Consider the following 26,832-nt stretch of genomic DNA (forward strand, 5'->3'; position numbering starts at 1 on the left):
TTATACATACCTTTTTGGTTGTACCATAACTATTTAAAATTATAGCTTAGTTTTTTTGTAGTGAATTATAACTGATGAAATAGAGTAAAACCTCTTTCTAAGAAAAAATTCTTAACCATGAGTAAAACCCTGATTTCACTTATTTTAATATGCCTTTATATTCCTATTTCAACAGCACAATCTCGCTCTGTAATAGCACTCGACAAAGGTTGGAAATTCCAAAAAGGAGAAAACAGCCAAGCCTATCAAAAGGACTTTAACGACGCTAAGTGGCAAGATGTAACTGTACCTCATGATTGGGCAATTTACGGTCCATTTGATAAAGAAGTTGACAAACAAACTGTTGCAATTGAACAGAACGGTGAAAAAGTAGCTACTGAAAAAACGGGTAGAACGGGAGCCTTACCATATGTAGGGACAGCCTGGTATAGAAACCATTTTACACTTCCTCAATATAAATTAGGACAGAAAGTTCTCATTGCTTTTGAAGGAGCTATGAGTGAACCCAACGTCTTTATAAATGGTAAAAAGATAGGTGAATGGGCGTATGGTTATAGCTATTTTTACTTTGATATAACTGATGACATCATCGCTAACCAAACGAATGTATTAGCAGTTGAATTATCAAATCTAGGTTCATCTTCCAGATGGTATCCCGGAGCTGGTTTATATCGTAAAGTGCAACTTATTGTTAAAAATGAACAAAGTATTAATCAATGGGGCACTAATATAACCACACCTGTTATTTCAGAAGAAATGGCTAAGGTTAACATTAAAACAAAGGTCACAGGTAAAAATTTAAACGTAGTTACTTATATTTTAAACGCCAATAAAGATACCGTTGCTACCAATAAAACGAATTCTATTTTCGGCAATGAATTTGAACAAAATATAGCCATAATAAATCCTAAATTATGGAGTCCTGAAAGTCCTTATTTATATTCAGCCATTTCACAATTATACGAAGGCAAGTCCCTTAAAGATGAAATTGAAACCCGTTTTGGTATTCGTGAAATAAAATACGAAGCCAACAAAGGATTTAGCTTAAATGGCAAGGTCAGAAAATTTAAAGGGGTTTGTTTACATCATGACTTAGGACCATTAGGAACCGCAGTGAACAAATCTGCTTTACGCAGACAATTACAGATTCTGAAGGATATGGGTGTTGATGCAATCCGTAGTTCGCACAACATGCCATCTATAGAACAATTGGAATTATGTGATGAAATGGGACTTATGTTCTTAGCAGAAAGTTTCGATGAATGGGCAAAACCAAAAGTTGAAAATGGATACAACCGTTTTTTCGAAGCATATGCTGAAAAAGATGTAGTCAATTTAATTCACGCTACACGTAATCATCCTAGTATTATCATGTGGAGTGCAGGTAACGAAGTGCCAGATCAATGGGGTTCAGAAGGCGTAAAAAGAGCGAAATGGCTACAAGACATATTTCATAGAGAAGATCCTACACGACCTGTTACGGTTGGGATGGACCAAGTGCAATCTGTTATGGAAAATGGATTTGGAGCTTTATTAGATATCCCAGGACTTAATTATAGATTACCATTATATGAAGAAGCCTATGAAAAATTTCCACAGGGTTTTATTTTAGGTTCCGAAACGGCTTCGACTGTAAGTTCAAGGGGAATTTACAAATTTCCGGTTGTACAAGCTAAAATGAAACAGTATGACGATTTTCAAAGCTCGTCTTATGATTTAGAAGCTTGCAGTTGGTCCAATATTCCTGATTTAGATTTTGAATTACAAGACGATAAACCTTGGGTTATTGGTGAATTTGTTTGGACAGGATTTGATTATTTAGGAGAACCTACGCCTTATGACGACAAATGGCCTTCACGCAGTTCTTATTTTGGAATTTGTGATTTAGCGGGTATTCCGAAGGACAGATACTATCTTTATAGAAGCCGATGGAATACAGAAGACGAAACCTTACATATTTTACCTCATTGGAATTGGAAAGGACGTGAAGGTGAAACTACACCCGTATTTGTTTACACCAATTACGACAGTGCTGAACTATTTGTTAATGGAAAAAGTATGGGCATTCAAAAAAAGAATAAGACTACACCTCAAAATCGGTACAGATTAATGTGGATGGATGTTACCTATGAACCTGGCACCTTAAAAGTTGTCGCTTTTGACAAAAATGGAAATTCCGTAGCAGAAAAAGAAGTCCATACCGCAGAAAAGCCTTATAAAATTGTTTTGGATACTGATAGAAAAACATTAAAATCCAATGGTAAAGATTTGGCTTTTATTACCGTTTCCGTAGAAGACAAAAATGGTATTCCATGTCCTACTGCCACCAATCAATTAAACTTTAAGGTGAAAGGTAAAGGTTTTTACAAAGCAGCTGCCAATGGTGATGCCACTTCATTAGAGCTATTTCACTTACCAACCATGAAATTATTTAGTGGTAAATTGGTTGTAATCGTCTCCTCTAAAGAAGAAGCCGGTGCAATTAAATTATCCGTTAGTGGTAAAGGTTTAAAAAGTGGAACAATTGAATTGAAATCCATTGATTCACTTTAAGTAAAAACGTACTTAAACCTCCCCATAAACACGCTTAATAAATGCACCATTTAAAAAGGTTTTAGATTCTAACTCACTTTGGAGCGTAATGCCTTTTGTTTTATTTTCTAACAACCATTGAATAGATTGCACCAAAGGTGCAGCTGTGGTCGTTTGAATTGCTCTAAGCAAATGTTTACCTACCTTTTGAGGTTTTATATTTTTAGCAACTTCATGACGACGTAAAACACCGTTTGCGTCTTTACCTTCTACTGCGGCATAAATTATGATCTGATCATCTTCCATATTAGGGATTGTAGCTAACATAATTTCTTGCAAATCAGCAATTAAAGTATCCTTGTTTTTTAGCTCTTTCAATTGTGTATCTACCCAATGGTAATGCCCTGGATGACGTAAGGTTTTATAATCTAATTTACGTACTTTTCCACTTAGGGCATCTGGTAAATCAGCAGCTCCCCCAGAAGTCAAATCTTCCTCATAGGAAATGCCATCAATAATGATCGTTGCTCGTTCTGATAAAGCAGGAATTGTAGCCTTTTTATAATCACGAATTACAACACAATCTTTTATGTATTCTGTAGCTACACCAATAGGACTCCAAGTAAAACCATAGAAATGTGGTGCCACCGCATTTTTAGTTAGAGCTCCTACTTTAAACTCTAATATATCAACTTTTTCAACATGATACTGTTTGCAAAACTCTTGAAATATATAATTGGCCATCACATCAATATAGCCAGGAGCTAATCCTGTTTGCAAAACAAAACCTACATCTGCATTTTGAGCGAGATCCATAATCTGATTGGTTTCAGCTACATATTCTGTAAGGTTCGCATAATTAAGCTTATATGCTTTAGCAAAACCGGCCATTTTTGGAGCCAATTTACCTGGCAAACAATCTAAAAGTGCATCTCCTTTACTAAAAACGCGAATCATCTCCTCTGTAACTTCATCTGAACTCAGATGAAAAGGAATTATTTCACATTTTTTTGTCGTACCATTTTCTATCCACTTTGCAACTTTTTGAGCTTTAGCAAGTGTTCTATTTCCAATATAAATTGTGGGTGTTATTGTGCTCCACTCAGCTAATATAAGTCCGGCAGCCTGTGCTATACCACCCGCTCCAGCAATAACGATATTAAAATGTGTTTTCATAATTCGAAGTAATTAAGAATTACATTAAAGATAAGCATAATCTTTCAAGTTTACATTTTAGAACCCTCAAAATAGTAAACCTTTGAATCTTAAAATATTGACCTTAAAATTAATTGTATACTATACAATAAAATCTTTCGTTTGTGCGTTAATTATATATAATCGCTAAACATTTATTTATTGCATAAAATTACTTCAATAATAAGTATTAAACTCGTTAATTTCACATTGCTGATACTTCTCATAACAGCAACTCAGATTGGTTATGCACAAGCTGAAAAGAAAATTGGAGACATTAACGCACTCAAAGAACCCAGTATTGAAGAATATGAGCAACTTGTTTTTGAAGCTACCCAATATCTTCTCAGCAACCCAGTTAACGAGAAATCAGCCAAATTTGTAAATTCATCTAAAATTGTTTGTTTTTGGATGAATCAAGATACCGGTTATGGCATACCTCTAGGTGGTAATTTTTACTATAAACTTAGAAATACCGACAACCAACAGTATTTTTATGCCGTAAGTATTGTTAATTATCTGTTAGACCAAAAAATAAACCACGACCGTATTTTATCATGTATTTCAATTGAAGGAGCGTCTTATAAACATCAAGAAGATGTGAAAGAAGTACGACTTAAAGCTGCTGAAATATTTTTAGGCTTTGCTAGAAAACCTAAAAATAAAATTAAATTAACGGTTCGATCTAAAAAATACCTCAAGTTTTATAGAAAAGGAACACTTAACGAAAAGTTTCAAGAAGAGCTAGACGAATTACCTACTAAAAAAGACGGTGCCTCTCCATTTATTACCTCTGTGCGGCCCAACTAATTTTCCCTTCATGATACTATAAAAGAAAAACGGTCTTCACAGTTTCTAATTCTACTCCACATTTATTCAATGATTAAAATTTTTTCTAAACACTTGATTACTTATTAAAATATTAATCGTAATATTGCAATGAACAAATTAAACAACTAAAATGGGAGTATCTAAAACCGAAATGTTTACGGATTCACAAAACGAAATTGCCTTATTCGCCAAAGCTTTTGGCCATCCGGCAAGAGTCGCTATTTTACAATACCTTTTTAAATTAAACGCATGTGTTTGTGGTGATTTGGTAAGTGAAATCGGATTGGCCCAACCTACTATATCTCAACATTTAAAAGAGTTAAAACATTTAGGTTTGATAAAAGGTAACGTAGAAGGAACTAGTGTTTGTTACTGTATTGATACAGATAACTGGACTAAAATGAAAAAACTGATATCTGGGTTTTTAGATCAAGATATTTCAAAAGAAAACTGTTGTTAACTTTAGATTATTATAAAATTTAAAAAAATGAAAAACGAACAAGAATTAAAAGATATTGTTAAAGAACGTTATTCAAAAATAGCCGAACAAGGCAAAGTTGAAAACGCTTCATCATGTTGTGGTGCAACAACACCATCAAACAAAGTATACAATATTATGATGGATGACTATTCTGAAACCGAAGGCTATAATGAAGAGGCCGATTTAGGTTTAGGGTGTGGGTTACCAACACAATTCGCAAAAATTAATGCCGGTGATACCGTAATCGATTTAGGTTCTGGTGCAGGTAATGATTGTTTTGTAGCTCGTCATGAAACAGGTGCTGAAGGAAAAGTAATTGGTATTGATTTTACACCAATTATGATTGATAAAGCGAGAATAAATGCAGAAAAACTAGGATACAACAATGTTGAATTTAGAACAGGTGATATTGACGATATGCCCGTAAGTGATCATATAGCAGATGTTGTTGTCAGTAATTGCGTATTAAATCTTGTACCTAATAAAGAAAAAGTGATTGCAGAAATGTACAGGGTTTTAAAACCAAATGGTCATTTTAGTGTTTCTGATATTGTTTTAGTAGGTAATCTACCAGTCGCCTTAAAAGAAGATGCCGAAATGTATGCAGGATGTGTTGCTGGTGCCATTCAAAAATCAGACTATCTGCAATTAATAGAAGCACAAGGATTTCAAAATGTACAAGTCCAAAAAGAAAAACCTATCGTTATTCCAAATGATATCTTAAGTAAATATCTTTCTGAAGAAGAGGTAAAAACTTTTAACCAAAAAGCAGTAGGCATTTTTAGCATTACCGTTTACGGAGAAAAGCCTGGATCAAGAGAAGAAAAACCCAAGTTAAAGTTCTCTGAAATTCAAGGTGAATCTTGTACCCCAAACAGCGGTTGCTGTTAATTATAAAATTTGATTTATAAAACATAAACTCACACTAAAAATATGAAACTCTCAGAAATTAAACACAAATTAAATCAATTGGATAACATTGCGTTTCAATTGCCAAACGGCGAATTGGTACCAACTAATTTTCATGTTACAGAAGTTGGCAAAATCACAAAGAATTTTATCGATTGTGGGGGCACAGTAAGAAAAGAAGAAGTAGCCAACTTTCAACTTTGGGATGCCAACGACTATGATCATCGTTTACATCCAGAAAAATTAGTAAAAATTATTGAGCTTTCTGAAAAGGTTTTAGAAATTGGAGATTTAGATATCGAAGTAGAATATCAAGGACAAACCATTCAAAAATTTGGACTTGATTTTGACGGAAAAAATTTCTTACTCACTACAAAACAAACAGATTGTTTAGCAAAGGATAAATGTGATATCCCTGAAGGGAAAGTCAACGTAAAATTATCAGATCTAAATAGCGAAACTTCTTGTACTCCTGGAGGAAATTGTTGTTAATACGATTATGAATTTAGAACACATTACCGAAGAAAATTTTAATCTCGTTTTAAAAATTTACAAAGCAGGCATAGCAACAGGAAAAGCAACTTTTGAAACACAAATGCCCAGCTTCGAAAAATGGGACAATGCACACCATACTTTTGGTCGTATTACTTTTTTTAACAACCATAGTATGTTAGGTTGGGGTGCTTTATCAAAAGTTTCAAATCGCTGTGTTTATAAAGGTGTAGCAGAAAATAGCTTGTATGTTTCTCCATCATATCAAGGAATGGGAGTGGGCACAAAAATTTTAAAAAAACTTATAGAAATTAGTGAAACCAATATAATTTGGACATTACAATGTGGTATTATGCCTGAAAATAGTGCAAGCATCCATTTACACAAAAAGTGTGGTTTTAGAGAAATTGGTTATCGCGAAAAAATCGGCCAACTTAATGGGGTTTGGAAAGACAACATTATTATGGAAAGAAGAAGTAATAAAATAGGGATCTAAAAACCCAAACTTATGAATAAATTAGTATCAGAAATTATAGAAAATTTACACCCATCAAGTATCAATGGGCAGCGTAAAAATGTATTACAAACACTCATCGACTTTATTCAAAGTAAAGTGGATAACAATGAAGAAATAAGGTTAAATTTTATTTGTACACACAACTCACGTAGAAGTCATATATCGCAAGTTTGGGCACAAACAATGGCCTATCATTTTGGTATTAACAATGTATTTTGTTATTCTGGCGGAACCGAAGCTACAGCATTGTTTCCTATGGTAGCAAAAACTTTACAAAACTCAGGTTTTGAAGTGGGTAAAATTTCTGAAAACGACAATCCTGTTTACAGTATTAAGTATGCAAAAAATGAGCATCCTGTAATTGGATTTTCAAAAAAATTCGATAATGCTTTTAATCCTAAATCTGACTTTGCAGCGATTATGACCTGCTCGCAAGCAGATGCCGGTTGTCCGTTTATTGCAGGTGCAGAAAAACGAATTCCCATCACTTTTGACGATCCAAAAGCATTTGACAATACACCTCAGCAAGCCGAAAAGTATAACGAACGTAGTTTGCAAATAGCCACTGAATTACACTATGTATTTTCACAAATAAACTCCTAAAATGGCAGCTCCTAAAAAATTAAGTTTTCTGGATCAATACCTTACACTTTGGATTTTCACAGCTATGTTAATCGGCGTTGGTATTGGTTATTTTGTGCCTTCATTTTCTGGTATTATCAATTCATTTAATAGTGGCTCCACAAACATTCCCATTGCTATCGGATTAATCGTAATGATGTATCCTCCTTTGGCTAAAGTTAATTATGCTCTCTTACCAAAGGTATTCAGAAATACAAAGATTTTATCCATTTCGTTGGTTCTAAACTGGATTATTGGTCCGGTATTAATGTTCTTTTTAGCCATCACATTTTTGCATGACTATCCTGAATATATGGTGGGGTTAATATTAATAGGATTGGCTCGTTGTATTGCCATGGTTTTGGTTTGGAATGATCTTGCTGAAGGTAGTGCTGAATATGGTGCTGGTTTAGTAGCTTTAAATAGTGTTTTTCAAGTTTTTGCATACAGTTTTTACGCTTGGCTTTTTATAACCGTATTACCTCCTTATTTCGGGTTTGAAGGTGCTATTGTAGATATCTCAGTAGCAACCATTGCTGAAAGCGTGGCCATTTATTTAGGTATTCCATTTTTGTTAGGTATTTTAAGCAGACTACTATTAGTAAAACTAAAAGGCGAAGATTGGTATACCAACAAATTTATACCGGCCATTTCACCCTTAACGTTGATTGCTCTTTTATTTACAATTGTAATCATGTTTTCATTAAAAGGAGAAATGATTGTTGAAATTCCAATGGACGTTTTAATTATTGCTGTTCCGCTATTAATCTATTTTACAGTCATGTTTATTATTGGTTTTTTCTTTACAAAAGCAATGGGTGCAGACTATGACAAAACCGCAGCAGTAGCTTTTACTGCGGCAGGTAATAATTTTGAATTGGCTATTGCTGTTGCCATCGCTGTTTTTGGACTTAATTCTGGACAAGCCTTTGCAGGCGTTATTGGTCCTTTGGTTGAAGTACCTGCATTAATAATTTTGGTACGCGTATCGTTTTGGTTACGTAAAAAATATTTTAAAAAACCAATAGCATAAGCACAGTTAAAAAATAGCTACTTCATTATTTTAACTTTTATAAAAGAGGCTTCCGTTGTGAAGTCTTTTTTAGTTTATATCTTCTAAATCAAACGGAATGCAATTCGAAAACGAGTCCAAAAGATTATAATTAATTTTTATTTACTAAATTTATGGTTTTAACAACTAATTTATAAGCAGTTAGCACCCTAAAATTATAACGCTAAAAATAATAGTATGACCTCTCCAACGACAAACAGAAACAGAAACAGAAACAGAAATTTTAAAAGTAAGCGTATTCAAACTGGCATGGCATTGCTCATTTTTGCTTTTTTATCCTTTACAAGTACCGCCCAAAATATTATTGGAGCTTGGGAAAGTATTTCCACTGCAGAAGGCGAAGAAGACATTAAGGTTGTCGTTATTTTTTCTGATGGCTATCAAGTTTTGAGTGCTTACAACTCAAAAACTGGGAAGTTTATAGGTACGAACGGTGGTACTTGGAAATTAGAAGGTGATACTATGACCGAGAAAATAGAATTTGACTCTGGTAATACGGACCGTGTAGGTACTGAAACCAATTTTAAAGTAACGATAACTGATTCTATTGTTGAGATAGGAGGCAGTGAAATGAAATTAAAAAGAATAGACAACGGAAAGCCTGGTAAATTGCAAGGTGCATGGCTTATGTCTGGACGTGTTAAGGATGGAGAAACGCAGTCAAGAGATACAAATAAACCTCGAAAAACGATGAAAATTCTATCTGGCACACGTTTTCAATGGATCGCCTATAACACCGAAACCAAAGAATTTATGGGTACGGGTGGCGGAACCTATACCACCGAAAATGGAAAATACACGGAAAACATAGAGTTCTTTTCAAAAGATGATACCCGAGTTGGCAATAGCTTACAGTTCGATTTTAGCCTAAAAGAGGGTAATTGGAACCACTCTGGCTTGTCTAGTAAAGGAGCTCCTATTCACGAAATTTGGAGTGTAAGAGAATAAACAAAAGATAAAAACCATGAAAAACCTAACCTTCACACTTTTACTTTTCTTAACCTTTGCATTTCAAATTAACGGACAATCCTTTACGGTTAGCTATAAACAAGACTTGATAAAAGAGAATTTTTCAGGAAACATATTGTTGTATTTATCAAAAGAAAATAAATCTCCTAAAGATGTTTTTGTAGGTTTAGAATTAATTCCTGTCTATCGCATTGTGGTAAATAATTTAAAGCCCAATGAACCAGTTACATTCAATGACGATGCTGTATCCTACCCAGTAGAACTTACAAATATAGAAAGAGGGTTGTATTATGCTCAAGTGGTATTTGACAGAAACTTGGGCGACTCTAATATTGGTTCAAGTGCGGGTAACCTTTATTCAACCCCAATTAAAGTGGATGTAACCAAAAACGTTGAGACTGTTTTTACCTTAGTAGCAGACAAAATAATAGCACCAATTCCATTTAAAGAAACCGTAACCTTAAAAGAATTAAGTGTAAAATCAGAATTATTAAGTGCTTTTCATCAAAAAGATGTTTTTGTAAATGCCGCTGTAAGTTTACCCGAAGGCTATGATAAAAATGCGAAACAGCACTACCCCGTTATTTATTCCATTTTCGGCTTCGGAGCCAATTACAAATTACATTCAGGTATGGGTAAAAATAAATTTACTCAGCTTGGAGAGCAACCCGTTATTGTAGTTTACTTAGACGGAAATTGCCCTGAAGGACACTCTACCTATGCTAATAGCGACATCAATGGACCTTGGGGCGATGCACTTGTAAAAGAGTTTATTCCGGCACTAAATAAAAAGTACCGCAGTAATGGAGCCAATTTATTATTTGGGCATAGTAGTGGTGGCTGGACCTCTTTACAGTTGCAAATCAATTATCCTAAAATTTTTGCTGGTGCTTGGTCAAGTGCTCCAGATCAAGTAGATTTTAGAAACTATCAAAATAAAAACATCTATGAAACTGAAAATATGTTTTATGATGACAAAGGCAACTTATTAGCCGATGTTACCATAGCAGGCCGTTTTCCAGTAATTAGTGCCAAAGATTTTTACAGAACAGAAAACGTTATCTACAGAGGGTCTCAATTGCATTCCTTTGATGCCGTTTTTGGTGGCTACGACAAAGATGGGAAACAAATACGATTGGTTAACTTACCCAATGGCGAAATAAACCAAGAGGCACTGCCCCTTTTTAAAAGATACGACCTATCCATTAAATTACGAGAAAACTGGAATTCTTTACAAGAAGACCTCAACAACAAGATTAGAATTTCTGTGGGTACTAGTGATAATTTTTATTTACACCATGCCGTTAAATTATTTGAAGGTGAAATGATAAAACTAAATGCAGCAATGGAGTTTCAATATTATCCAGGCGATCATTTTACGGTCTTTACCGAAGTGTATCAAAAAGAAGGGGTATCTTTTTTAGAGAAATGCTATAAACGTTGGTTGCAAGAAAAGAAATAAATTAGGTTTATAATATATTCATTTGGTTTGCTAAATATAATATTATATTAGCTGCAGCTCATTTAACAAGCCCCAATTTTCTCCCTTCATCCCAGAAGCTATAAAATTTAGACATGTTTAGCTACTAACTATTGAAACAGATAAAACAAACAACTCTTATCAGGCTACAAAATTGTAATGTAAAAACTCAAAAAGTAATAGTAAAAAAGAATGAGTTACAGTTGCGAGTCCTCATCTAAAAAACTATAGTAACCAACCATCAAAGATTTGATTATTTATGGAAATAAAATTTTCAATAGAACCCGAATTTCTTGAAGTCGAATTAAACGGAAGTTTTACGTATGATGCTTTTGTTGACTTTCTAAAACTATTAGGGAAAAAAGATTCAGAATACATTTATATTGATGCTTCTAAATTACAGAACACCAATCTTTCGTATCAAGTACGGTTTGACATTGTAAATGTTGCGTTAGCAAATCTTAACTTCGTTTGCAAAATTGCCATTGTGTGGCCAGCTAGAGATATTAATAATTTTATCATAGATAATATGCAACGTCATGGGCATGCTATTCAAATTTTTAGTGAACCAAACAAAGCGAAATCATGGTTGCTAAAAAAATAATTTTAAAATGATCTAATTTTAAAATAAAACGAGGTTAAAACCCAAGCGTTTAAAACCTTATTATTTGTTTTTAACTCCTTTTTTCATAACTTAGCTTACATAATTCATCTAAACTAAGCAAAAACCCAATTTTCTCCCTTCAACTCAGAAGCAATAAAATTTAAATTTGTTTAGCTACAAAATGATGTAGCAGTTAAAAGAAATGCTTATAATCAAGTTTTTTAATTATTATGTGAAAGCTGTAAAAGGAATAGTAAAAAAAAGAATAAGATACCAATCTTAGTTTTCATCTTTAAACTAAACAAACCAACCATCAAAGACTTGATTGTTTATGGAAATAATATTTTCAATAGAGCCTGAATTTCTTGAAGCCGAATTAAGCGGAAGTTTTACGCAAGACGCTATGGTTGACTTTTTAAAACAGTTAGGAACAAAAGATTCAAATAAAATTTTAATAGACGCTTCTGAATTACAAAACACTAATCTTAGTTATGAATTACGATTTGATATTACAAATATTTCGGTCATAATTCTTGACAAGGATACCAAATTTGCCGTTGTACGGCCTGCTAAAAATAACAATAATTTTATTATTGATAATTTGCAACGTCTTGGGTATTCTATTCAAATTTTTAGTAAAAAAAATAAAGCCAAGCAATGGCTGCTAAAAAAATAATTGAATAGGTTAATATAGTAAATGATCTAACAATTAAGAGAATTATCACTATTATAGTTATACGTAAGTTGAGCATAATTTAAAAATACAACATGAAAATTGCAGTAACAGCAGCAAACGGACACTTAGGTACTTCCATAGTAAATGAACTTAAAAGAGAAATTGGAAAAGAGAACGTTATTGGAATCGTACGGACACCAGAAAAAGCTTCTCACCTCGGTATTGAAATTCGAAAAGGTGATTACAATAGCCGTGACGATTTTAACACAGCTTTAAAAGGAATTGATTCGTTATTGCTTATTTCAGGAATGGACGATCCACAAAAAAGAATCCAACAACATAGAAACGTAATTGAAGCTGCAAAACAAAATGGTGTTAAAAAGATAGTCTACACCAGCATTATTGGCGACGAAGAAAAAACCGCTTTTAGCCCCATAGTAAAAAGCAATCGTCAGACTGAAAAAGATGTACGAGAATCAGGTTTAAATTGGGCCATTGGTAGAAATGGAATTTATATTGAGCCTGACCTTGAGTATATCGATACGTATACAAAAGAAGGGGAAATTAGAAACTGTGCCCAAGACGGAAAGTGTGGTTATACCAGCAGAAAAGAATTAGGTTTTGCTTATACACAAATGCTAATTGACGACAAACATAACGGACAAATATACAATTTGGTGGGCGAATTGATAACACAGACCCAATTGGCTGAATATATTAATCAGGTATTTCATACAAATCTGACATACAAATCTGTTTCTGTAGAAGCGTATGAGAATGAAAGAAAAGAAGAATTAGGCGATTTCATTGGAACCGTTATTGCCGGAATTTACAACGGAATTAAGATTGGTGTAAATAATGTACATTCCGATTTTGAAAAAGCATCGGGAAGACCACATAAATCAACTATTGAATTGATGGAAACATTTAAAAAAAAATAATTACCCCTCTTAATAAGAACTAAGCTAAAAACTTCGCGACGCCTCGAGATAAAAACTAGTAGAGTTTAGTAATACTATACAAATTTTTAGTAAAAAAGTTAACCCCATTCTAAAGCCCTAAGATTTATTACCTTATTATTTGTTTGTAACCCCTTTTTTTTTAATTTAGCTTACTTAAGTCGTTAACGCTAAACAAACCCCAATTGTATCCCTTAAAACAAGAAGCTTTAATTTTCGATTTGTTTACCTATTAAATGATGTAACTGTTTAGATAAATAGCACTCCGACACTTCTGGAGTGGTTATCCATATTTAATAGCAAAAATTAAAATGAACAATCCAAACTCAAGAATATGAAGAAAAATTACCTTTTAATTTTTATTATCTTACCAATGTTTGCCTTTTCTCAGTTTAATGTAAATACTGTGGAAGTGACAACAAATGATTTAGTTTACGATAGCAATACCGATCGAATTTATGTATCTATTCCAAGTTCAAATGGTGCTAATGGAAATAGCATAGGTGTTATAAATCCAAAAAACTTTACCTTAGAGAATACTATTTTTATTGGAAGTGAGCCTACCGTATTGGCAATTTCTGATGATGGACAATATATTTATAGCGGATTTAGTGGCTCATCAACGGTTAGAAGATTCGAAATTTCTTCTCAAACGTCAGGACTTCAATTTAGTTTAGGCTCTGATTCTTCAAATGGTTCTTTTTATGTTGAAGATATTGAGGTAATGCCTGGGCAATCAAATACCATTGCTGTTTCAAGAAAAAATATTGGGTTTACACCAAGGCATGAAGGGGTAGCAATTTATGATAATGGCGTTATAAGACCCACAACTACCCCAGCCCATACAGGTAGTAACAGAATTGAATTTAGTGCTCAAAATTCTTTAATTGGATATAATAATGAAACCACAGAATATGGAATAAGAAGAATGTCAATAAATAGTACGGGAGTTAGTGTTGTAGGAGTATCATCAAATGTATTATCCGGATCTGACGAAGATTTTAGTTATTACAATGGCAGAATATATGCAACTGATGGCACCGTTGTAGATGCAACAAGTTCATTATTTGTAGCAGGTACTTTCTCAAATGTAAATGGCCCTTCAGTATATGATATAAATGCAGACCTAGTTTGTTATGCGAGTTTTGATTTTTCTGGAAATATAGTATTTCAACGATTTAATCCAACTACTTTTTTACTGGCAGATAATTTACCTATTTCAGTAGCTTTTGGTGATGTAAATAACATTATTACATGCGGAACAGGTTGCTATGCCTTTAACAGTTCTGACAATAAAGTAGTCATTATTAAAGATGCTACTTTAGGATTAACCCAATTTGATTCCGAAAATCAATTAAGCATTCATCCAAATCCAACCGTTGATTATATCAGTATAACCAATGGTGAAAATATTGAGAAAATCCTTGTTTACGATTTAAGAGGTAAAATAGTAGCCAATTTTAATAATAAAGCGGACCATCTATATTTAGGAAATTTAGCATCAGGCACTTATTTTGTTAAAATTCATGACAAAAATAATAGAACAATAAACAGAAAATTATTAAAGAAATAACCCTCCCGACACTTTGGGAATAGTTAAACGTATGTTGGTTGCAATTGAAAGAAAAATCATAATTAAATTTTAACATAATGAAGAAATTAATACTTGGATTAATAGTAGCTGTACTATTGATAAGCTGTAATAAATCAAAAAAAATATATGATTTAAAACAATTTTGCAATTACACGATAGCGTGTTATAAAAATGATAACATATCGGAAGCACTAGCATTGAGAATAAACAAAGAGGAATTAATGCGTGCAATAACCGCAATGACTATGCCTGAAACTAATAAAAAGCAAGAATTAGAAGCTACAGAAAATCGAGCAAAGGATGGCTATTTCGACAAAACAAGATTAGAGAAAGCATATTCAGAATTTAAAACGACACAAGACAAAGATTTTTGGGAAAACTGTTCAATTGAAGAATATAAGTATCTTCAGACTGAAGATTTTTTTGGTTATGAAATGGCTGAACCTATCGTTGTTTTAAAATATGGAGATATAACGAAAAACTTTAAAATAGGTGAATTAATAAAAACGAACAACGGGTGGAAAACACTTGGAGCTGGACCCAGTTGGAAATAAAAACCGCATAAACACTTGCTATATTTAAATGGGGTAGATTTTTCCTTGGAACACCAAAAGGGGTGGCTTATTTATTAAATTTATAGCAAAATCAACAAAATTAACCATACACCTACCTAACGCTTGCAATAAAATAAAATGACGGTGTACACCAAAATTAGTTAAATGAAAAAAAATATTTCTTATAAATTACTATTTCTTAGCTTATTAATAATTGGCTTCAGCTCTTGTAACATAAAGCAAAAGGAATCTGAGAAAAATAAAATCTCAAAGGTTGAAAATGAAAAAGCATTTACTTCATTAATTTTAAAGCATTTAAATGCAGTACAAAATAAAGACTTAAATACTTTAAAATCTACAATGTCTCCAAAGGGCAATATGGAATTAATTCAACCAAGTTCTGAAATTGTATATGCTGTTGATGGATTTATGAAATTTCATCAAGAATGGTTTAAAGTACCTAACTGGACAATTAACACAAAAATATTGAGTACTGATATTGGAGACAAATTTGGTGTAGCTACAACAGAATTTTTGTACAAGGAACCAGAAAGAAATGGAAAACCATATTTTAATAGACTTATTGTTACTTATGCTTTAGAAAAAATAGATAACAATTGGTATATCATTAAAGACCATGCTAGTTCAATTGAAAAAACAATAGATTAAATACTTTTACCAACGAATTTCAATTTATTTACCTACTAAATAGTGCAACAATTAAGAGAAATAACCCTCCCCACACTTCGGGAGTGGTAATTCAAATGTTGGCAACAATTGACGCAACTAAATGAAGTTTCTAACATCTTTTTGTATAAATAACACATATGAAAACCAGAAATTACCTTATTGCTTTACTATTAATAAGTGGACTACTATTTTCTTGCTCATCTGATGATGACTTCAACTATCAAAATGATTTTGAAAGCAGCCAAAAATCTTGGTTGAGTTTTAAAGAATCTTCAAACAATTCATATACCTATGTGGTATCTGGAGGTTCTGTTTTTACAAGTTATGGCTGGGAGACTACTATAACAGTATCAAATGGAAAAGTAATTGAACGAGAGTTTAGATTCACAACAGGTGCAGAAAATTTTATTCCTGTAGACGAATTGGAATGGACTGAAAATGAAAATGAAATTGGCAGTTCAGAACACGAGTATACAAGTGCTTTTTCTGCATTAACCTTAGATGAAATATATAACCTAGCAGAACAAGAATGGTTAATTAAAAGAAAAGGGGCAACCTCATACTTTAAGTCAGAGAACAATGGGTTAATCTCAACTTGCGGCTATACTAAAAAAGAATGTTTAGACGATTGCTTTGTTGGAGTTACAATTAAAAACATAACAGCATTGTAAAATTTACCCAATCATTAAATTAAAAAAACTGTTGCCTAAATGGTTGTAATTTATTATTGGCTTGCAACCTCTATTTTTATATCTTAGCTTACGTAAGTTAGTAACACTAAACAAAAAACAAATTTTCTTCCTTCCACTCAGAAGCGTTAAAGTTTCAATTTGTTTACCTGCAAAATGATGTAATCGTTAAAAGGGACAACACTCCTGACACTTCGGGAGTGGTTAAACGTAAAGGTTAGCTGTAAGCACAAACCATATGCTACGCAATCATACGATGTATTTAGCGTCTTTCTTTTTAAATAAGTAATGTATGAAAACCAATTCTTCAATTAAAAGTTTGACACTTTTACTCGTTACACTATGTATATTCACTAGCTGCACAAAAGATGACGATACCCTCTCCTATGATTTGACAGGTAGTTGGAAAGTGGTTTACTTTATGGACGGTAATAAGAAAATTACTAAATCAGAGGACAATACGTGGCCTGATATTAATAATGGAGACATCACTGCAATTTTTACGGCACCCGATGGCAATGGAAAAGGAACCATTTCAGGAATTACGGTTTCTAATGGATATAGTGGAGACTATACCATTGAAAAGGCTGGAGAAATAGCAATTGGACCGATTACAACTACATTTATAAATGAACCTGAGTGGACAAAACTATTTAGGATTAGTTCGGCTCAAGAATTTGAGATTAGAAACGCAAGCCTTTTTATGTATTATAACAACAAGGAAAATACGATTGCGTTTGAGCGGAATTAGGGCAACTATATTTTTAGGTTATACTGCCAACAAAAACACACTCTAAAACCCTAACATTTACCACTTTATTAGTTGTTTACAACCCTTTTTTTTATAACTTAGCTTACGTTAGTTTTTAACGCTAAGCAAAAACCAAATTTTCTCCCTTTAACCCAGAAGCCGTAAAATTCAATTTGCTTTAGTATTTAAGCGTTAAGAGAAATAACCCTATTACGGTTATATGTACGTTGGCAATAAGTTAAAACAACGAATATTATTTAATTTATAAAAAAATTCAAAAGTTTACAGTTTTATTTGTGTCTAATCAATATAAATGATGCAACAATAAATGACAGATGAAGAATTAACCTCAGGAATAATAGACGGAAATCAACTTTATTTCAAGATATTAGTTGACAAGTACCAGTCGCTTGTTTTAAATACTTGCTTTCATTTTACACATAACAAAAACGATGCGGAAGATATTACACAAGAAGTATTTATTAAAGTATATGAGTCTATAAAAAAATTCAATTATCAATCAAAATTATCAACTTGGTTGTACAGAATAGCCGTAAACAAATCACTCAATTTTATTAGAGACAATAAAAAAAGAAATATTTTTAAAAACATTGAAAACTTATTTAATAAAAATACTAAATACGAGCAACAAATAGAAGAGCCAACTTCAATAATAGAAGACGAATCAGACCCTATTAAAATAAAAAGGCTAAACATATTAAGAGATTCAATACAATTACTTCCCGAAAATCAAAAAACTGCTTTTATTCTTCATAAATATGAAGAGATTACTTACCAAGAAATAGCCGTAATTATGAATGTTTCATTGGCTTCAGTAGAAGGACTTATTCATAGAGCTAAAATAAATGTTCAAAAAAATATTTTAAAAAAAATAAAATAAAACAAAAGTTTATTCAATAAACGGTGTCAAATAAGTAAAAGGAACACAATGAAAACTCAATTATCAAATAATACATTATTGAAATTCTTTAACAAAGAACTTTCCGCTCAAGAAATGACTCGTGTAGGCAGTATTATAAATAATTCAGATAATTATAAGAGAATAGTAAATGAGTTAAAAGTGACATATAGTTTAACCAATGAAAAGGAAAAACTAGAAGATAATCCATATTTATATATGGAAATCATTAATGAAATCACTGAAAATAAAAGCCAAAACAGTATTTATAATCCATACTTTATAAAAAGACTTTTTCAACCAATTATAGCAATATCTTTAATTTTAACAACGCTATATACAGGTTATAGTATTGGCAATATAAACAACAAAACAAATAATGAACTAACTGCTTTTAGCAACAAATCAGAAATTTATTTCAATGATTTACAACTCGAAACATTTGAAACCATATTGTTAATAAAAGAATAAAAATAAATGGAAAGAAATACCAAAATATTAACAGGAATAATAGTGCTTTTAATACTACTTAACCTTTCTATAGTAGCAACTTTATTTTACAATAAAAATGAAGTTACAAATTATGGAGTTCAAGATAACCAGGAAATAGAAATGCCTACCAATCACTTAGGGCGTTTTTTTAGGGAAGCATTAAATCTCTCAAATGAACAACATAGAGCATTTCAGAATATAAGGCATCAGTATCATGAAAATTCTGATATCATTATTGAAAAAATGGACAAGAATAGAAATGATTTATTAACAGCATTAGGTGCTGAAAAATCAGACACTATAATTCTCAAAAAATTATCAAAAGATATAGGTTCTCTGCATACTGAATTAAAAAATTTAACCATCCAATATTACCTTGACATGAAAGAAGTTTGCAATGAAAAGCAAAAGGTAAAATTATTTCAAACATTTAAAGCAATGGTTAATTCAAACGATATTATTTCAATGCCAGAAGAAAAAAATTATAAAAACAATTAGAAAAAAACATTTAAATAGATAATAAAATGAAAACAACAAAAATTATCACATTAGCATTTTTAGTAACAATATTGTTATTTAGTATCAATTCCTATTCACAAGGTGGTAGAATGGCTAAAGAAATGCAAAACAGAGCTTCTTTTGATACTTTTGATCTTGACGAAAACGGACAAATTACAGCATCAGAATTTGAAAAAGTAAGAGAGGAAAGACAAACTCAAAATGCTAAAAAAGGTGGTATGATGAGAAACAAAGCTAACGCACCATCGTTTAAAAGTATTGATTTGGATACTGACGGTGTAATTTCACCTTCAGAATTTGCAAAAAATCAAGCAAATAGATTTAATAGCAGAGCTAATACAAAAAACGGACAAGGAATGAAAGGAAGAATGCAAAACAGTGCTTCTTTTGATACTTTTGACCTTAATAATGACGAGTTTATTTCAGCTTCAGAATTTAAAGATGTAAGAGCACAAAGACAAGCTCAAAATGCTAAAAAGGGTGGTATGATAAGAAACAAAACTACTTCACCATCTTTTGAAACTATTGACTTGAATAGTGACGGTAAACTATCTAAAGACGAATTTGCAAAAAACCAAGCAAATATGTTTAATAGCAGATCAAATACGCAAAACAAACAAGGAATGATAGGCGGAATGCGAAACAGAGCTTCTTTTGATACTTTTGACCTTAATAAAGACGAGTTTATTTCAGCTTCAGAATTTAAAGATGTAAGAACACAAAGACAAGCTCAAAATGCCAAAAAGGGTGGTATGATGAGAAACAAAACTACTTCACCATCTTTTGAAACTATTGATTTGAATAGTGACGGTAAACTTTCTAAAGACGAATTTTCAAAAAATCAAGCAAATATGTTTAATAGCAGATCAAATACGCAAAACAAACAAGGAATGATAGGCGGAATGCAAAACAGAGCTTCTTTTGATACTTTTGATCTTGACGGAAACGGACAAATTACAGCGTCAGAATTTAAAAAAGTAAGAGAGGAAAGACAAACTCAAAATGCTAAAAATGGTGGTATAATTAGAAACAAAGCTAACGCACCATCGTTTGAAAGCATTGATTTGGATACTGACGGTGTAATTTCACCTTCAGAATTTGCAAAAAATCAAGCAAATAGATTTAAAAATAAATAATTATAAATAAGGCTGTCTGAAAAGACTTAAACACGTCATGCTGAACTTGATTCAGCATCTCATTATATTGATAACCAATCGCTATGAGATTCTAATTTCGAAAAGTCACGAATTTCTTATTATAAAATAAGAAAAGATTAGTAAACTAGTTTAGGTTGACGAAAAGTCATTTTTTAGACAGCCGCATTAATAATGTTATATAAAAAATAAGATGGGAGATTTAATAAAAACGGTATCAATTGCTATAATAGTAAGTATATTTTTTACTTCGTGTAATAATAGCCAAACAAAAAAAACAAAAGATATTACAATATCCCAACAAGACCTTAAAAACACAAAAGGTTATAAACTTTTGGAAAGCAAGTGCTATATCTGTCATTTTGAAGTACCCGACCCTGCCAAAATGAACCAAATGATTGCACCTCCAATGCTACGTATTAAAGAACATTATTTACCAAATTATCAAAATAAAGAAGATTTTATAAAAGCAATTACCAATATTGTAAATAACCCATCTGAAGAAAATACTTTAATGCCTGGGGCTATTAAAAAATTTAAATTAATGCCTAAATTAATTTATAATGAAGATGAGTTAAAATTAATTGCTGAAACAATTTATAAATACGAATTTGGTGCTGCCCCAAAAATGAGAATGTTAATAATGGGAGAATTACAATTAAATAATGGAAATAGATGGAAATTAAAATCTGAAACTATTAAAAAATTGGATAGTATCACAAACAGTTTATACAGCTTTAAATCTAATGATATTAAGGATTATAACCAATTTGGAAAAGATTTATTTGAACAAGCTAAGTTTATAATGTTAGATAAATCTTATACAGGTGACAAATTTGAACAAATACATAATTTTTTCAATGGTGTAGAAAGTGATATGCATTCATTAATTGAAGAAAAATCAATTGAAAATGCAAAAATTTTAATTGAAAATATGAAAACAAAATTTAATAACGTTTACAATTTCTTTGAAGTCGAATAACCTAATGCCAACAATGTATAACTGTTAGCTATCAAGTAAAAAATACAGAATTAATGAAGTCATACCATATAATTTTCAATTCGAATTATCTTGATAAAATGCAAATTGACAAGGAACATCCAACTTGTAATATTAATAATCAAAATGACACGGAGTATTTATTTGGAGGCAGTTTAAATGACGAATCCGATAAGAATTTAAATCGTTTAATAACAATCTCCCCTATTCCTAGTGGAATTGAAATATTTAATCTATCAAAACTTACTCTTGCAATTGATTTTGAATTGTTTTTCAATAGTTTGTTGTGTGATAAGTATTTATATTATCAACATGACGCAGAAGGTTATCCAACTTTATTTACAAACGATATTATTATATCAAATGAATATGACAAAAAGCCAATAATTGAAACTAAAGTTAAACTAGGAGAAACTCCCCTTGAATGGTCAAATCAAGAATGGGAAGAGGGAAATAATAACAAAATCGGAGGAGTTCCAACTTGGGTGCAAGAACCTGAATATTTGAATTGTCCTTGCTGTAAAGAAAAAATGAAATTCTTAATGCATTTAAATAGTGATTTACCAGTGAATGAACCAGAGTCATTACAAGATGGACGAATTTACAAAGACACAATAATGTTTGGAAGTGGAGGAATTTGCTACGTTTATTGGTGTAATAAAGATAGAATTAGTGGATACCTATGGCAAAGTACGTAATATTAAAAACTAGAACAGCTAGCACTGTAAATACCAATTTTTTGACGGTAACCCCTTTTTTTTTATAACTTAACTTACTAATTTAGTAACGCTAACTCCAATTTTCTCCCTTCCTACCGAAGTCTTAAAATTTAGATTACCTCTAGTTGTTAACTATTTAACCGCGTTTTTAATTATTGTTTCTGCCTGTTCTACTGAAGTCCAAGTTAAAGTATTTCGATTAAACAATTGATAATTACCGCCATCATCCCACAGAATGGTTAATAAATCTCTTGCAGTTGCTTCTTTAGCATAAAACGCAGCATATTCAATACGATTTTTAACCGCTATAGTCTTTTTTGTTGCCCATTCTCCCAATATAACAGGGCGTTTTTCTTCAACAATCCATTTTTGTCTAATTTTATCAAACTCGGCTCTCAAATCTGCTTTGTCTTGAGCAGACCCCCATGTTCCTTGACCTTCTAGGGCAAACAAATAAGGAAAATAAGAGTGCAAAGAAATAATAATCTTTGGGTCATTATTTGGAATAACTAATCCGTTCATTGCGTCAGGAGAAGTGCTTGCTGCCCAAGTAGGTATCATAAGATGCCTTTTCGCGTTGTTACCACCAGTTGCTCTTATAGCATCTACTGATGTTTTAAGATAATCATTAATAATATTTCGCCCCTCTAGAGTACCTCCAGTCCATTCCTGCGGAATGTTTTTGATTCTAGGTTCGTTCATTACTTCAAAAATTAAAGATTCATTGTATTCTTTAAAATAGGTAGCCACTTGTGTCCATAGACTGTGCATACGCTTTTTAACATTCACAGCTAAAGATGGTATGGGTTTGGCCCACTCATTATCATGGTGTAAGTCTATTATTACGTGCATTTGATTCTCTAAACCATAATCGATTACCTTTTTAATTCTTTCAAGGTAATTCAGTTCAATTTGATAAGGTGCAATAGCACTTTGATTCCACTCCCAAGTAACAGGTATTCTTAGCGTTTTGAATCCCATCTCACTTACGGCATCAATTATTGCTTTGTTGGGAAGTGGATTTCCCCAATCGGTCTTATCTTTAGAAACCACATCAAAACTATTTCCAAGATTCCATCCTACACCCATTTCAGCTACCAATTCAAAGGAAGTAATATCACGAGCTTCACCAATTCCGAGCATACTTGAGTCTACCGCAGCAGTGGGCAGGTCGGGTTGTAGATCTTGAACAGGGATTGGGTCTGTAATCGTTGGTGTTTTATCTGATTGACCACAAGAAGAAAGGAATACGAACAAAGCAGATACGCCAATAATTATAAGTTTTCGATTAGTGGATTTTTTAAAAATTTTTGATTTCAAAGCAACTTTTTATTTCTTATCAAATTTAAGAATTTATTCAAAGATAAAGTCATTATTAAGCTAATGATTAACGTTTATGCTCTGATTTTAATCGAGGTGAAATAACCGATGGGTATGCTGACAGTATCAACCGCAAGAAAGAGTTCAGCTAATTCCATTTTTGCTCAATTGAAGTGTTTTTTGTCAGGAACTATCGGGTTTAAATGAAACAAAATTGGTGTCTAGAAATTGTTTTTTTTTAATTCACTCCACATTAATTCAGTTTGTATCTAAACTAATTAAAAATTATATTTGTAAGTAGTCGCTAAGCAAAATCCCAATTTTCTCCCTTCAATCCAGAAGCTTTAAAATTAGATTTGTTTACCTACTAAATGACGTAATATATAAGACATATAACAACTCCCGAAACTTCGGGAAGTTATACAGATGTTGTAACACATTTAACGCATAAATTTATGAGACATTCAAGAAGAGATTATATAAATTACAAAAACTTGACTATTGAACCAATATCTAATGGCAATGCTGTCGCAGTTGGAGTAATACTTCTTATTATTTCTCTCATAATTGGAGGTTCTGATATGAAATCTGACCCGAAATTTGAAAGTTCTTATATGTATATATTAATTGGAATGATAACGCTATCAAGAATAATACTCGTTCCTTGGATATATAAAATTTCCAAAAAAGTAGGGAAAGATGAAATCTCGTGGACTATTTTCGGAATAATTATTCCTGCTATTACTTTAATAATTCTTGGTTTTTCAGACCTAAAAGTAAAAAGTAAAGTAGCAATGAATATAGTAAATAAAAAAAGAACTGAATTTAGAAATAAAACTTTTATACTAAAACATGAAATTAATGGCAATAGCGAATTAAATAAAAAAATTGATGAAATAAAAAAATCATTAAATAAAGAACTTCAAAATGAATTGAAAGAATATTATGCCTAAAAAATAACGTTTTACAACACAACCCATACCCCATTAATTTTAGTCCATTTATTAAATTTTTTCAAGTACTTTTAAAATAGTTGTACTTCAAACAACCCATGTCCTACATAGAATAGCACTAGCAACGATAAACCCAACCTAAACCCCTAACATTTACCGCTTTATTAGTTGTTTTATTGCACTTTTTTTCTAACTTAGCTAGCAATATTTTTTAACGCTAAACAAAACCCCAATTTTCTCCCTTCAACCCAGAAGCTTTAAAATTTCGATTTTCTTTAGTAATTAATAACTTGAAGAAATAAATGATATAACTCACCCGAAACTTCGGGAGGTTATACAGATGTTACCCGCAAGCTAAAAAAACTGACAAGAGTTTTAATCACAAATAAATCGCATGAAATTTAGAACTATTTTACTACTTAGTATTTGCCTTATTTTCATAACAAGTTGCTCACATGAGAAAAATATTCAATTACCTATAACTTTCCAAGATGGATATGGGCCATTTGAATCATCCATGGGAGGAATATCTCCTTATTCAGACAATGAAAATGACCCATGGAAGAAAACACATCTAAAGACCTCTGGAATACCCAAAGACTGGACTGATGTTAAAATCGGAGATATAAACACAGATATTTATCAATCTGTGTACCAAAACTACTATTTAGGTAATATCACAAAAGAAATGTACAATGAATTACAGAAAGCATGGAATTGGGAGCCAGACTCATTGAATTTATCGAAAAAACCAATAAAATCTAAAATAGCTTTTGCTTTTGGGAAAGATTCTGGTGGCGAAATACAAATGATAGTCGATGCAAATAATAATTATAATTTTAGCGATGACAATATATTTAAACCTACAGAAATAAGCACACAGGGTAATATAATTAATGATTCATTAGTAAAAAGTAATGCTATTAAAGTTAGTTTTGAGCAATTTTCAAATGACGAAATAATCGAAGTTAATGCTCCACTTTTAATCGTGCACATGAAACAATACAACATATATATGAGCAATTTTGCACAATATGCAACAACAAAATTACACGGGGAGGAAATAGCTATCTCCTCTAACAATTTTATGGATTTGTCGTATAATAAATTAGGAATTATAAAAGTTAGCGAATTGATTGAAGAAGGAGAAAAAGTAAATTACTTAACTGTAGTCGCAAAAAATGAATACCTCGAAATTGAAAATAATATATATAAAAATTTAGGTGTGAAAAAGAACGAAAATGTATTGGTCTTAGAAAAAATAGATTTACCCAAAAATAAATTACCCTCTAGTCAAGTTGGATTTAAGGCTTTTGATTTTTCTGGGAATGATTTCATAACAAAAATTCCAATTTCATTGGATAGTTTAAAAGGAAAATATGTATTGCTTGACTTTTGGGCAACTTGGTGTGGACCCTGTATCCAAGAAATTCCAAACCTTAATGATTTATATAAAAATATTGATAAGTCGAAATTTGAAATTATAAGTATTGTTGGAGATAGTCCAATAAAAGACTTAGAAAAAATGATACAAAAACATTCAATAACTTGGCCTCAAATTATATCAAACGATTCTAATAAAATAAAAGAAACATATGGAATAGGTGGCTATCCAACTACATTTCTTTTAAATCCTGAAGGAATGATTGTGGCAAAAAATTTAAGAGGAATGGAATTGGAAAAGAAAGTTACTAATTTGATAAATAAAGCCAACAAGTAACACCGTGTGAAAATAATTACTTGGTTCTCGCCTACTTAGAAATTCCTACAGAATTTACAAAGCCAATTTACATTTGGAGAGCTTCGTACCTAGAAACACCACAACTCATATATATAAACAATAGCCACAAATAAAATTATTACGAGAATACCAGCGGCAACATAATAAACACTACTAAAAACACTTCCATTTAAAAAAAACCAACCTAACCCCCTAACATTTACGCCTTTATTAGTTGTTTTATTGCACTTTTTTTCTAACTTAGCTTGCAAATATTTAACGCTAAACAAAACCCCAATTTTCTCCCTTCAACCCAGAAGCTTTAAAATTTCGATTTGTTTTAGTAATAAACAGTTAAAATAAATACCTCTTGCGACACTTTGGGAGCGGTTATCCGGATGTTGACAACAATGCAAAAAAA

The 26,832-nt window shown here is 31.8% G+C and carries 28 protein-coding genes; 26 read left to right on the forward strand and 2 right to left on the reverse strand.

Annotated features, from left to right (window positions below; translation table 11 throughout):
• Nucleotides 1-117: 117 nt before the first annotated feature.
• Complete coding sequence (locus D3P13_RS03000; protein WP_117879806.1) at nt 118-2,553, forward strand: DUF4982 domain-containing protein; 2,436 nt, start codon at nt 118-120, stop codon at nt 2,551-2,553.
• 12 nt (nt 2,554-2,565) lie between these two features.
• Here the strand turns inward: D3P13_RS03000 and D3P13_RS03005 are convergent, their stop codons facing one another.
• Entirely contained in the window at nt 2,566-3,708 is a 1,143-nt protein-coding gene (locus tag D3P13_RS03005; RefSeq protein WP_117879807.1) for a saccharopine dehydrogenase family protein, read from the reverse strand.
• A 180-nt stretch (nt 3,709-3,888) separates the two neighbouring features.
• Between D3P13_RS03005 and D3P13_RS03010 the strand changes: the two genes are divergently transcribed.
• The 23 genes from D3P13_RS03010 to D3P13_RS03115 all read left to right on the forward strand — a co-directional run bounded on the left by D3P13_RS03010 (nt 3,889) and on the right by D3P13_RS03115 (nt 22,397).
• Nucleotides 3,889-4,536 (forward strand): hypothetical protein, encoded by a 648-nt coding sequence (locus D3P13_RS03010; protein WP_117879808.1) that lies wholly within the window; start codon nt 3,889-3,891, stop codon nt 4,534-4,536.
• Between the two features lie 151 nt (nt 4,537-4,687).
• Nucleotides 4,688-5,017, forward strand: coding sequence for an ArsR/SmtB family transcription factor (locus D3P13_RS03015; RefSeq protein ID WP_117879809.1), 330 nt, complete (start codon nt 4,688-4,690; stop codon nt 5,015-5,017).
• A gap of 27 nt (nt 5,018-5,044) precedes the next feature.
• Nucleotides 5,045-5,929, forward strand: a complete 885-nt coding sequence (locus tag D3P13_RS03020; RefSeq protein ID WP_117879810.1) for an arsenite methyltransferase — start codon at nt 5,045-5,047, stop codon at nt 5,927-5,929.
• 42 nt (nt 5,930-5,971) lie between these two features.
• A complete protein-coding gene (locus D3P13_RS03025; protein WP_117879811.1) occupies nt 5,972-6,439 on the forward strand; it encodes a DUF6428 family protein in 468 nt (155 codons plus the stop codon).
• Nucleotides 6,440-6,446: 7 nt separating this feature from the next.
• Nucleotides 6,447-6,935, forward strand: a complete 489-nt coding sequence (locus D3P13_RS22040; RefSeq protein WP_198679946.1) for a GNAT family N-acetyltransferase — start codon at nt 6,447-6,449, stop codon at nt 6,933-6,935.
• Between the two features lie 12 nt (nt 6,936-6,947).
• Nucleotides 6,948-7,559 carry an arsenate-mycothiol transferase ArsC gene (locus tag D3P13_RS22045; RefSeq protein ID WP_198679947.1) on the forward strand — a complete coding sequence of 204 codons (612 nt, stop codon included), beginning with the start codon at nt 6,948-6,950 and terminating at the stop codon, nt 7,557-7,559.
• A 1-nt stretch (nt 7,560) separates the two neighbouring features.
• Nucleotides 7,561-8,610: an ACR3 family arsenite efflux transporter gene (gene arsB / locus D3P13_RS03035; protein WP_117879812.1), complete on the forward strand. Its 1,050-nt coding sequence runs from the start codon at nt 7,561-7,563 to the stop codon at nt 8,608-8,610.
• A gap of 216 nt (nt 8,611-8,826) precedes the next feature.
• Entirely contained in the window at nt 8,827-9,597 is a 771-nt protein-coding gene (locus tag D3P13_RS03040) for a membrane or secreted protein (protein ID WP_232829119.1), read from the forward strand.
• Nucleotides 9,598-9,613: 16 nt separating this feature from the next.
• Nucleotides 9,614-11,080 carry an alpha/beta hydrolase-fold protein gene (locus D3P13_RS03045; RefSeq protein ID WP_117879813.1) on the forward strand — a complete coding sequence of 489 codons (1,467 nt, stop codon included), beginning with the start codon at nt 9,614-9,616 and terminating at the stop codon, nt 11,078-11,080.
• A gap of 277 nt (nt 11,081-11,357) precedes the next feature.
• Complete coding sequence (locus D3P13_RS03050; RefSeq protein WP_117879814.1) at nt 11,358-11,702, forward strand: hypothetical protein; 345 nt, start codon at nt 11,358-11,360, stop codon at nt 11,700-11,702.
• Between the two features lie 331 nt (nt 11,703-12,033).
• Nucleotides 12,034-12,378, forward strand: a complete 345-nt coding sequence (locus D3P13_RS03055) for a hypothetical protein (protein WP_117879815.1) — start codon at nt 12,034-12,036, stop codon at nt 12,376-12,378.
• A 92-nt stretch (nt 12,379-12,470) separates the two neighbouring features.
• Nucleotides 12,471-13,319 carry an SDR family oxidoreductase gene (locus D3P13_RS03060; RefSeq protein ID WP_117879816.1) on the forward strand — a complete coding sequence of 283 codons (849 nt, stop codon included), beginning with the start codon at nt 12,471-12,473 and terminating at the stop codon, nt 13,317-13,319.
• Between the two features lie 352 nt (nt 13,320-13,671).
• Complete coding sequence (locus D3P13_RS03065; protein WP_117879817.1) at nt 13,672-14,910, forward strand: T9SS type A sorting domain-containing protein; 1,239 nt, start codon at nt 13,672-13,674, stop codon at nt 14,908-14,910.
• A gap of 77 nt (nt 14,911-14,987) precedes the next feature.
• Complete coding sequence (locus D3P13_RS03070; RefSeq protein WP_117879818.1) at nt 14,988-15,485, forward strand: hypothetical protein; 498 nt, start codon at nt 14,988-14,990, stop codon at nt 15,483-15,485.
• A gap of 165 nt (nt 15,486-15,650) precedes the next feature.
• Nucleotides 15,651-16,154, forward strand: a complete 504-nt coding sequence (locus D3P13_RS03075; protein WP_117879819.1) for a nuclear transport factor 2 family protein — start codon at nt 15,651-15,653, stop codon at nt 16,152-16,154.
• Between the two features lie 158 nt (nt 16,155-16,312).
• On the forward strand, nt 16,313-16,846 hold the full coding sequence (locus tag D3P13_RS03080; protein ID WP_117879820.1) for a hypothetical protein: 534 nt from the start codon (nt 16,313-16,315) through the stop codon (nt 16,844-16,846).
• A 310-nt stretch (nt 16,847-17,156) separates the two neighbouring features.
• The gene (locus D3P13_RS03085) at nt 17,157-17,615 is read left to right on the forward strand and encodes an META domain-containing protein (RefSeq protein ID WP_157972816.1); all 459 of its coding nucleotides are present in this window, start codon (nt 17,157-17,159) and stop codon (nt 17,613-17,615) included.
• Between the two features lie 328 nt (nt 17,616-17,943).
• Nucleotides 17,944-18,516: an RNA polymerase sigma factor gene (locus D3P13_RS03090; protein ID WP_117879822.1), complete on the forward strand. Its 573-nt coding sequence runs from the start codon at nt 17,944-17,946 to the stop codon at nt 18,514-18,516.
• A gap of 48 nt (nt 18,517-18,564) precedes the next feature.
• Nucleotides 18,565-19,005, forward strand: a complete 441-nt coding sequence (locus D3P13_RS03095) for a hypothetical protein (protein ID WP_117879823.1) — start codon at nt 18,565-18,567, stop codon at nt 19,003-19,005.
• A 6-nt stretch (nt 19,006-19,011) separates the two neighbouring features.
• Entirely contained in the window at nt 19,012-19,524 is a 513-nt protein-coding gene (locus D3P13_RS03100; protein WP_117879824.1) for a Spy/CpxP family protein refolding chaperone, read from the forward strand.
• A 26-nt stretch (nt 19,525-19,550) separates the two neighbouring features.
• The gene (locus tag D3P13_RS03105) at nt 19,551-20,681 is read left to right on the forward strand and encodes an EF-hand domain-containing protein (RefSeq protein ID WP_117879825.1); all 1,131 of its coding nucleotides are present in this window, start codon (nt 19,551-19,553) and stop codon (nt 20,679-20,681) included.
• A gap of 211 nt (nt 20,682-20,892) precedes the next feature.
• Complete coding sequence (locus D3P13_RS03110) at nt 20,893-21,681, forward strand: hypothetical protein (protein ID WP_117879826.1); 789 nt, start codon at nt 20,893-20,895, stop codon at nt 21,679-21,681.
• Between the two features lie 53 nt (nt 21,682-21,734).
• Nucleotides 21,735-22,397 (forward strand): hypothetical protein, encoded by a 663-nt coding sequence (locus D3P13_RS03115; RefSeq protein ID WP_157972817.1) that lies wholly within the window; start codon nt 21,735-21,737, stop codon nt 22,395-22,397.
• A 153-nt stretch (nt 22,398-22,550) separates the two neighbouring features.
• On the opposite strand, the gene D3P13_RS03120 is transcribed toward D3P13_RS03115, so the two are convergent.
• Nucleotides 22,551-23,738, reverse strand: a complete 1,188-nt coding sequence (locus D3P13_RS03120; protein WP_117879828.1) for a glycoside hydrolase family 5 protein — start codon at nt 23,736-23,738, stop codon at nt 22,551-22,553.
• Between the two features lie 455 nt (nt 23,739-24,193).
• Between D3P13_RS03120 and D3P13_RS03125 the strand changes: the two genes are divergently transcribed.
• Both D3P13_RS03125 and D3P13_RS03130 read left to right on the forward strand, forming a co-directional pair.
• Nucleotides 24,194-24,691 (forward strand): 14-3-3 family protein, encoded by a 498-nt coding sequence (locus D3P13_RS03125; RefSeq protein WP_117879829.1) that lies wholly within the window; start codon nt 24,194-24,196, stop codon nt 24,689-24,691.
• A gap of 394 nt (nt 24,692-25,085) precedes the next feature.
• Nucleotides 25,086-26,411: a peroxiredoxin family protein gene (locus tag D3P13_RS03130; RefSeq protein WP_117879830.1), complete on the forward strand. Its 1,326-nt coding sequence runs from the start codon at nt 25,086-25,088 to the stop codon at nt 26,409-26,411.
• Nucleotides 26,412-26,832 lie beyond the last annotated feature (421 nt).

The sequence above is a fragment of the Aureibaculum luteum genome (genome assembly GCF_003449015.1).
Classification (GTDB): domain Bacteria; phylum Bacteroidota; class Bacteroidia; order Flavobacteriales; family Flavobacteriaceae; genus Aureibaculum; species Aureibaculum luteum.

Excerpts from the sequence above, each read along its gene's own strand:
- D3P13_RS03000 (WP_117879806.1), top strand. The coding sequence starts at position 118 with ATGAGTAAAACCCTGATTTCACTTATTTTAATATGCCTTTATATTCCT.
- D3P13_RS03005 (WP_117879807.1), bottom strand. The coding sequence starts at position 3,708 with ATGAAAACACATTTTAATATCGTTATTGCTGGAGCGGGTGGTATAGCA.
- D3P13_RS03015 (WP_117879809.1), top strand. The coding sequence starts at position 4,688 with ATGGGAGTATCTAAAACCGAAATGTTTACGGATTCACAAAACGAAATT.
- D3P13_RS03020 (WP_117879810.1), top strand. The coding sequence starts at position 5,045 with ATGAAAAACGAACAAGAATTAAAAGATATTGTTAAAGAACGTTATTCA.
- D3P13_RS03025 (WP_117879811.1), top strand. The coding sequence starts at position 5,972 with ATGAAACTCTCAGAAATTAAACACAAATTAAATCAATTGGATAACATT.
- D3P13_RS22040 (WP_198679946.1), top strand. The coding sequence starts at position 6,447 with ATGAATTTAGAACACATTACCGAAGAAAATTTTAATCTCGTTTTAAAA.
- D3P13_RS22045 (WP_198679947.1), top strand. The coding sequence starts at position 6,948 with ATGAATAAATTAGTATCAGAAATTATAGAAAATTTACACCCATCAAGT.
- arsB (WP_117879812.1), top strand. The coding sequence starts at position 7,561 with ATGGCAGCTCCTAAAAAATTAAGTTTTCTGGATCAATACCTTACACTT.
- D3P13_RS03040 (WP_232829119.1), top strand. The coding sequence starts at position 8,827 with ATGACCTCTCCAACGACAAACAGAAACAGAAACAGAAACAGAAATTTT.
- D3P13_RS03045 (WP_117879813.1), top strand. The coding sequence starts at position 9,614 with ATGAAAAACCTAACCTTCACACTTTTACTTTTCTTAACCTTTGCATTT.
- D3P13_RS03050 (WP_117879814.1), top strand. The coding sequence starts at position 11,358 with ATGGAAATAAAATTTTCAATAGAACCCGAATTTCTTGAAGTCGAATTA.
- D3P13_RS03055 (WP_117879815.1), top strand. The coding sequence starts at position 12,034 with ATGGAAATAATATTTTCAATAGAGCCTGAATTTCTTGAAGCCGAATTA.
- D3P13_RS03060 (WP_117879816.1), top strand. The coding sequence starts at position 12,471 with ATGAAAATTGCAGTAACAGCAGCAAACGGACACTTAGGTACTTCCATA.
- D3P13_RS03065 (WP_117879817.1), top strand. The coding sequence starts at position 13,672 with ATGAAGAAAAATTACCTTTTAATTTTTATTATCTTACCAATGTTTGCC.
- D3P13_RS03070 (WP_117879818.1), top strand. The coding sequence starts at position 14,988 with ATGAAGAAATTAATACTTGGATTAATAGTAGCTGTACTATTGATAAGC.
- D3P13_RS03075 (WP_117879819.1), top strand. The coding sequence starts at position 15,651 with ATGAAAAAAAATATTTCTTATAAATTACTATTTCTTAGCTTATTAATA.
- D3P13_RS03080 (WP_117879820.1), top strand. The coding sequence starts at position 16,313 with ATGAAAACCAGAAATTACCTTATTGCTTTACTATTAATAAGTGGACTA.
- D3P13_RS03085 (WP_157972816.1), top strand. The coding sequence starts at position 17,157 with ATGAAAACCAATTCTTCAATTAAAAGTTTGACACTTTTACTCGTTACA.
- D3P13_RS03090 (WP_117879822.1), top strand. The coding sequence starts at position 17,944 with ATGACAGATGAAGAATTAACCTCAGGAATAATAGACGGAAATCAACTT.
- D3P13_RS03095 (WP_117879823.1), top strand. The coding sequence starts at position 18,565 with ATGAAAACTCAATTATCAAATAATACATTATTGAAATTCTTTAACAAA.
- D3P13_RS03100 (WP_117879824.1), top strand. The coding sequence starts at position 19,012 with ATGGAAAGAAATACCAAAATATTAACAGGAATAATAGTGCTTTTAATA.
- D3P13_RS03105 (WP_117879825.1), top strand. The coding sequence starts at position 19,551 with ATGAAAACAACAAAAATTATCACATTAGCATTTTTAGTAACAATATTG.
- D3P13_RS03110 (WP_117879826.1), top strand. The coding sequence starts at position 20,893 with ATGGGAGATTTAATAAAAACGGTATCAATTGCTATAATAGTAAGTATA.
- D3P13_RS03115 (WP_157972817.1), top strand. The coding sequence starts at position 21,735 with ATGAAGTCATACCATATAATTTTCAATTCGAATTATCTTGATAAAATG.
- D3P13_RS03125 (WP_117879829.1), top strand. The coding sequence starts at position 24,194 with ATGAGACATTCAAGAAGAGATTATATAAATTACAAAAACTTGACTATT.
- D3P13_RS03130 (WP_117879830.1), top strand. The coding sequence starts at position 25,086 with ATGAAATTTAGAACTATTTTACTACTTAGTATTTGCCTTATTTTCATA.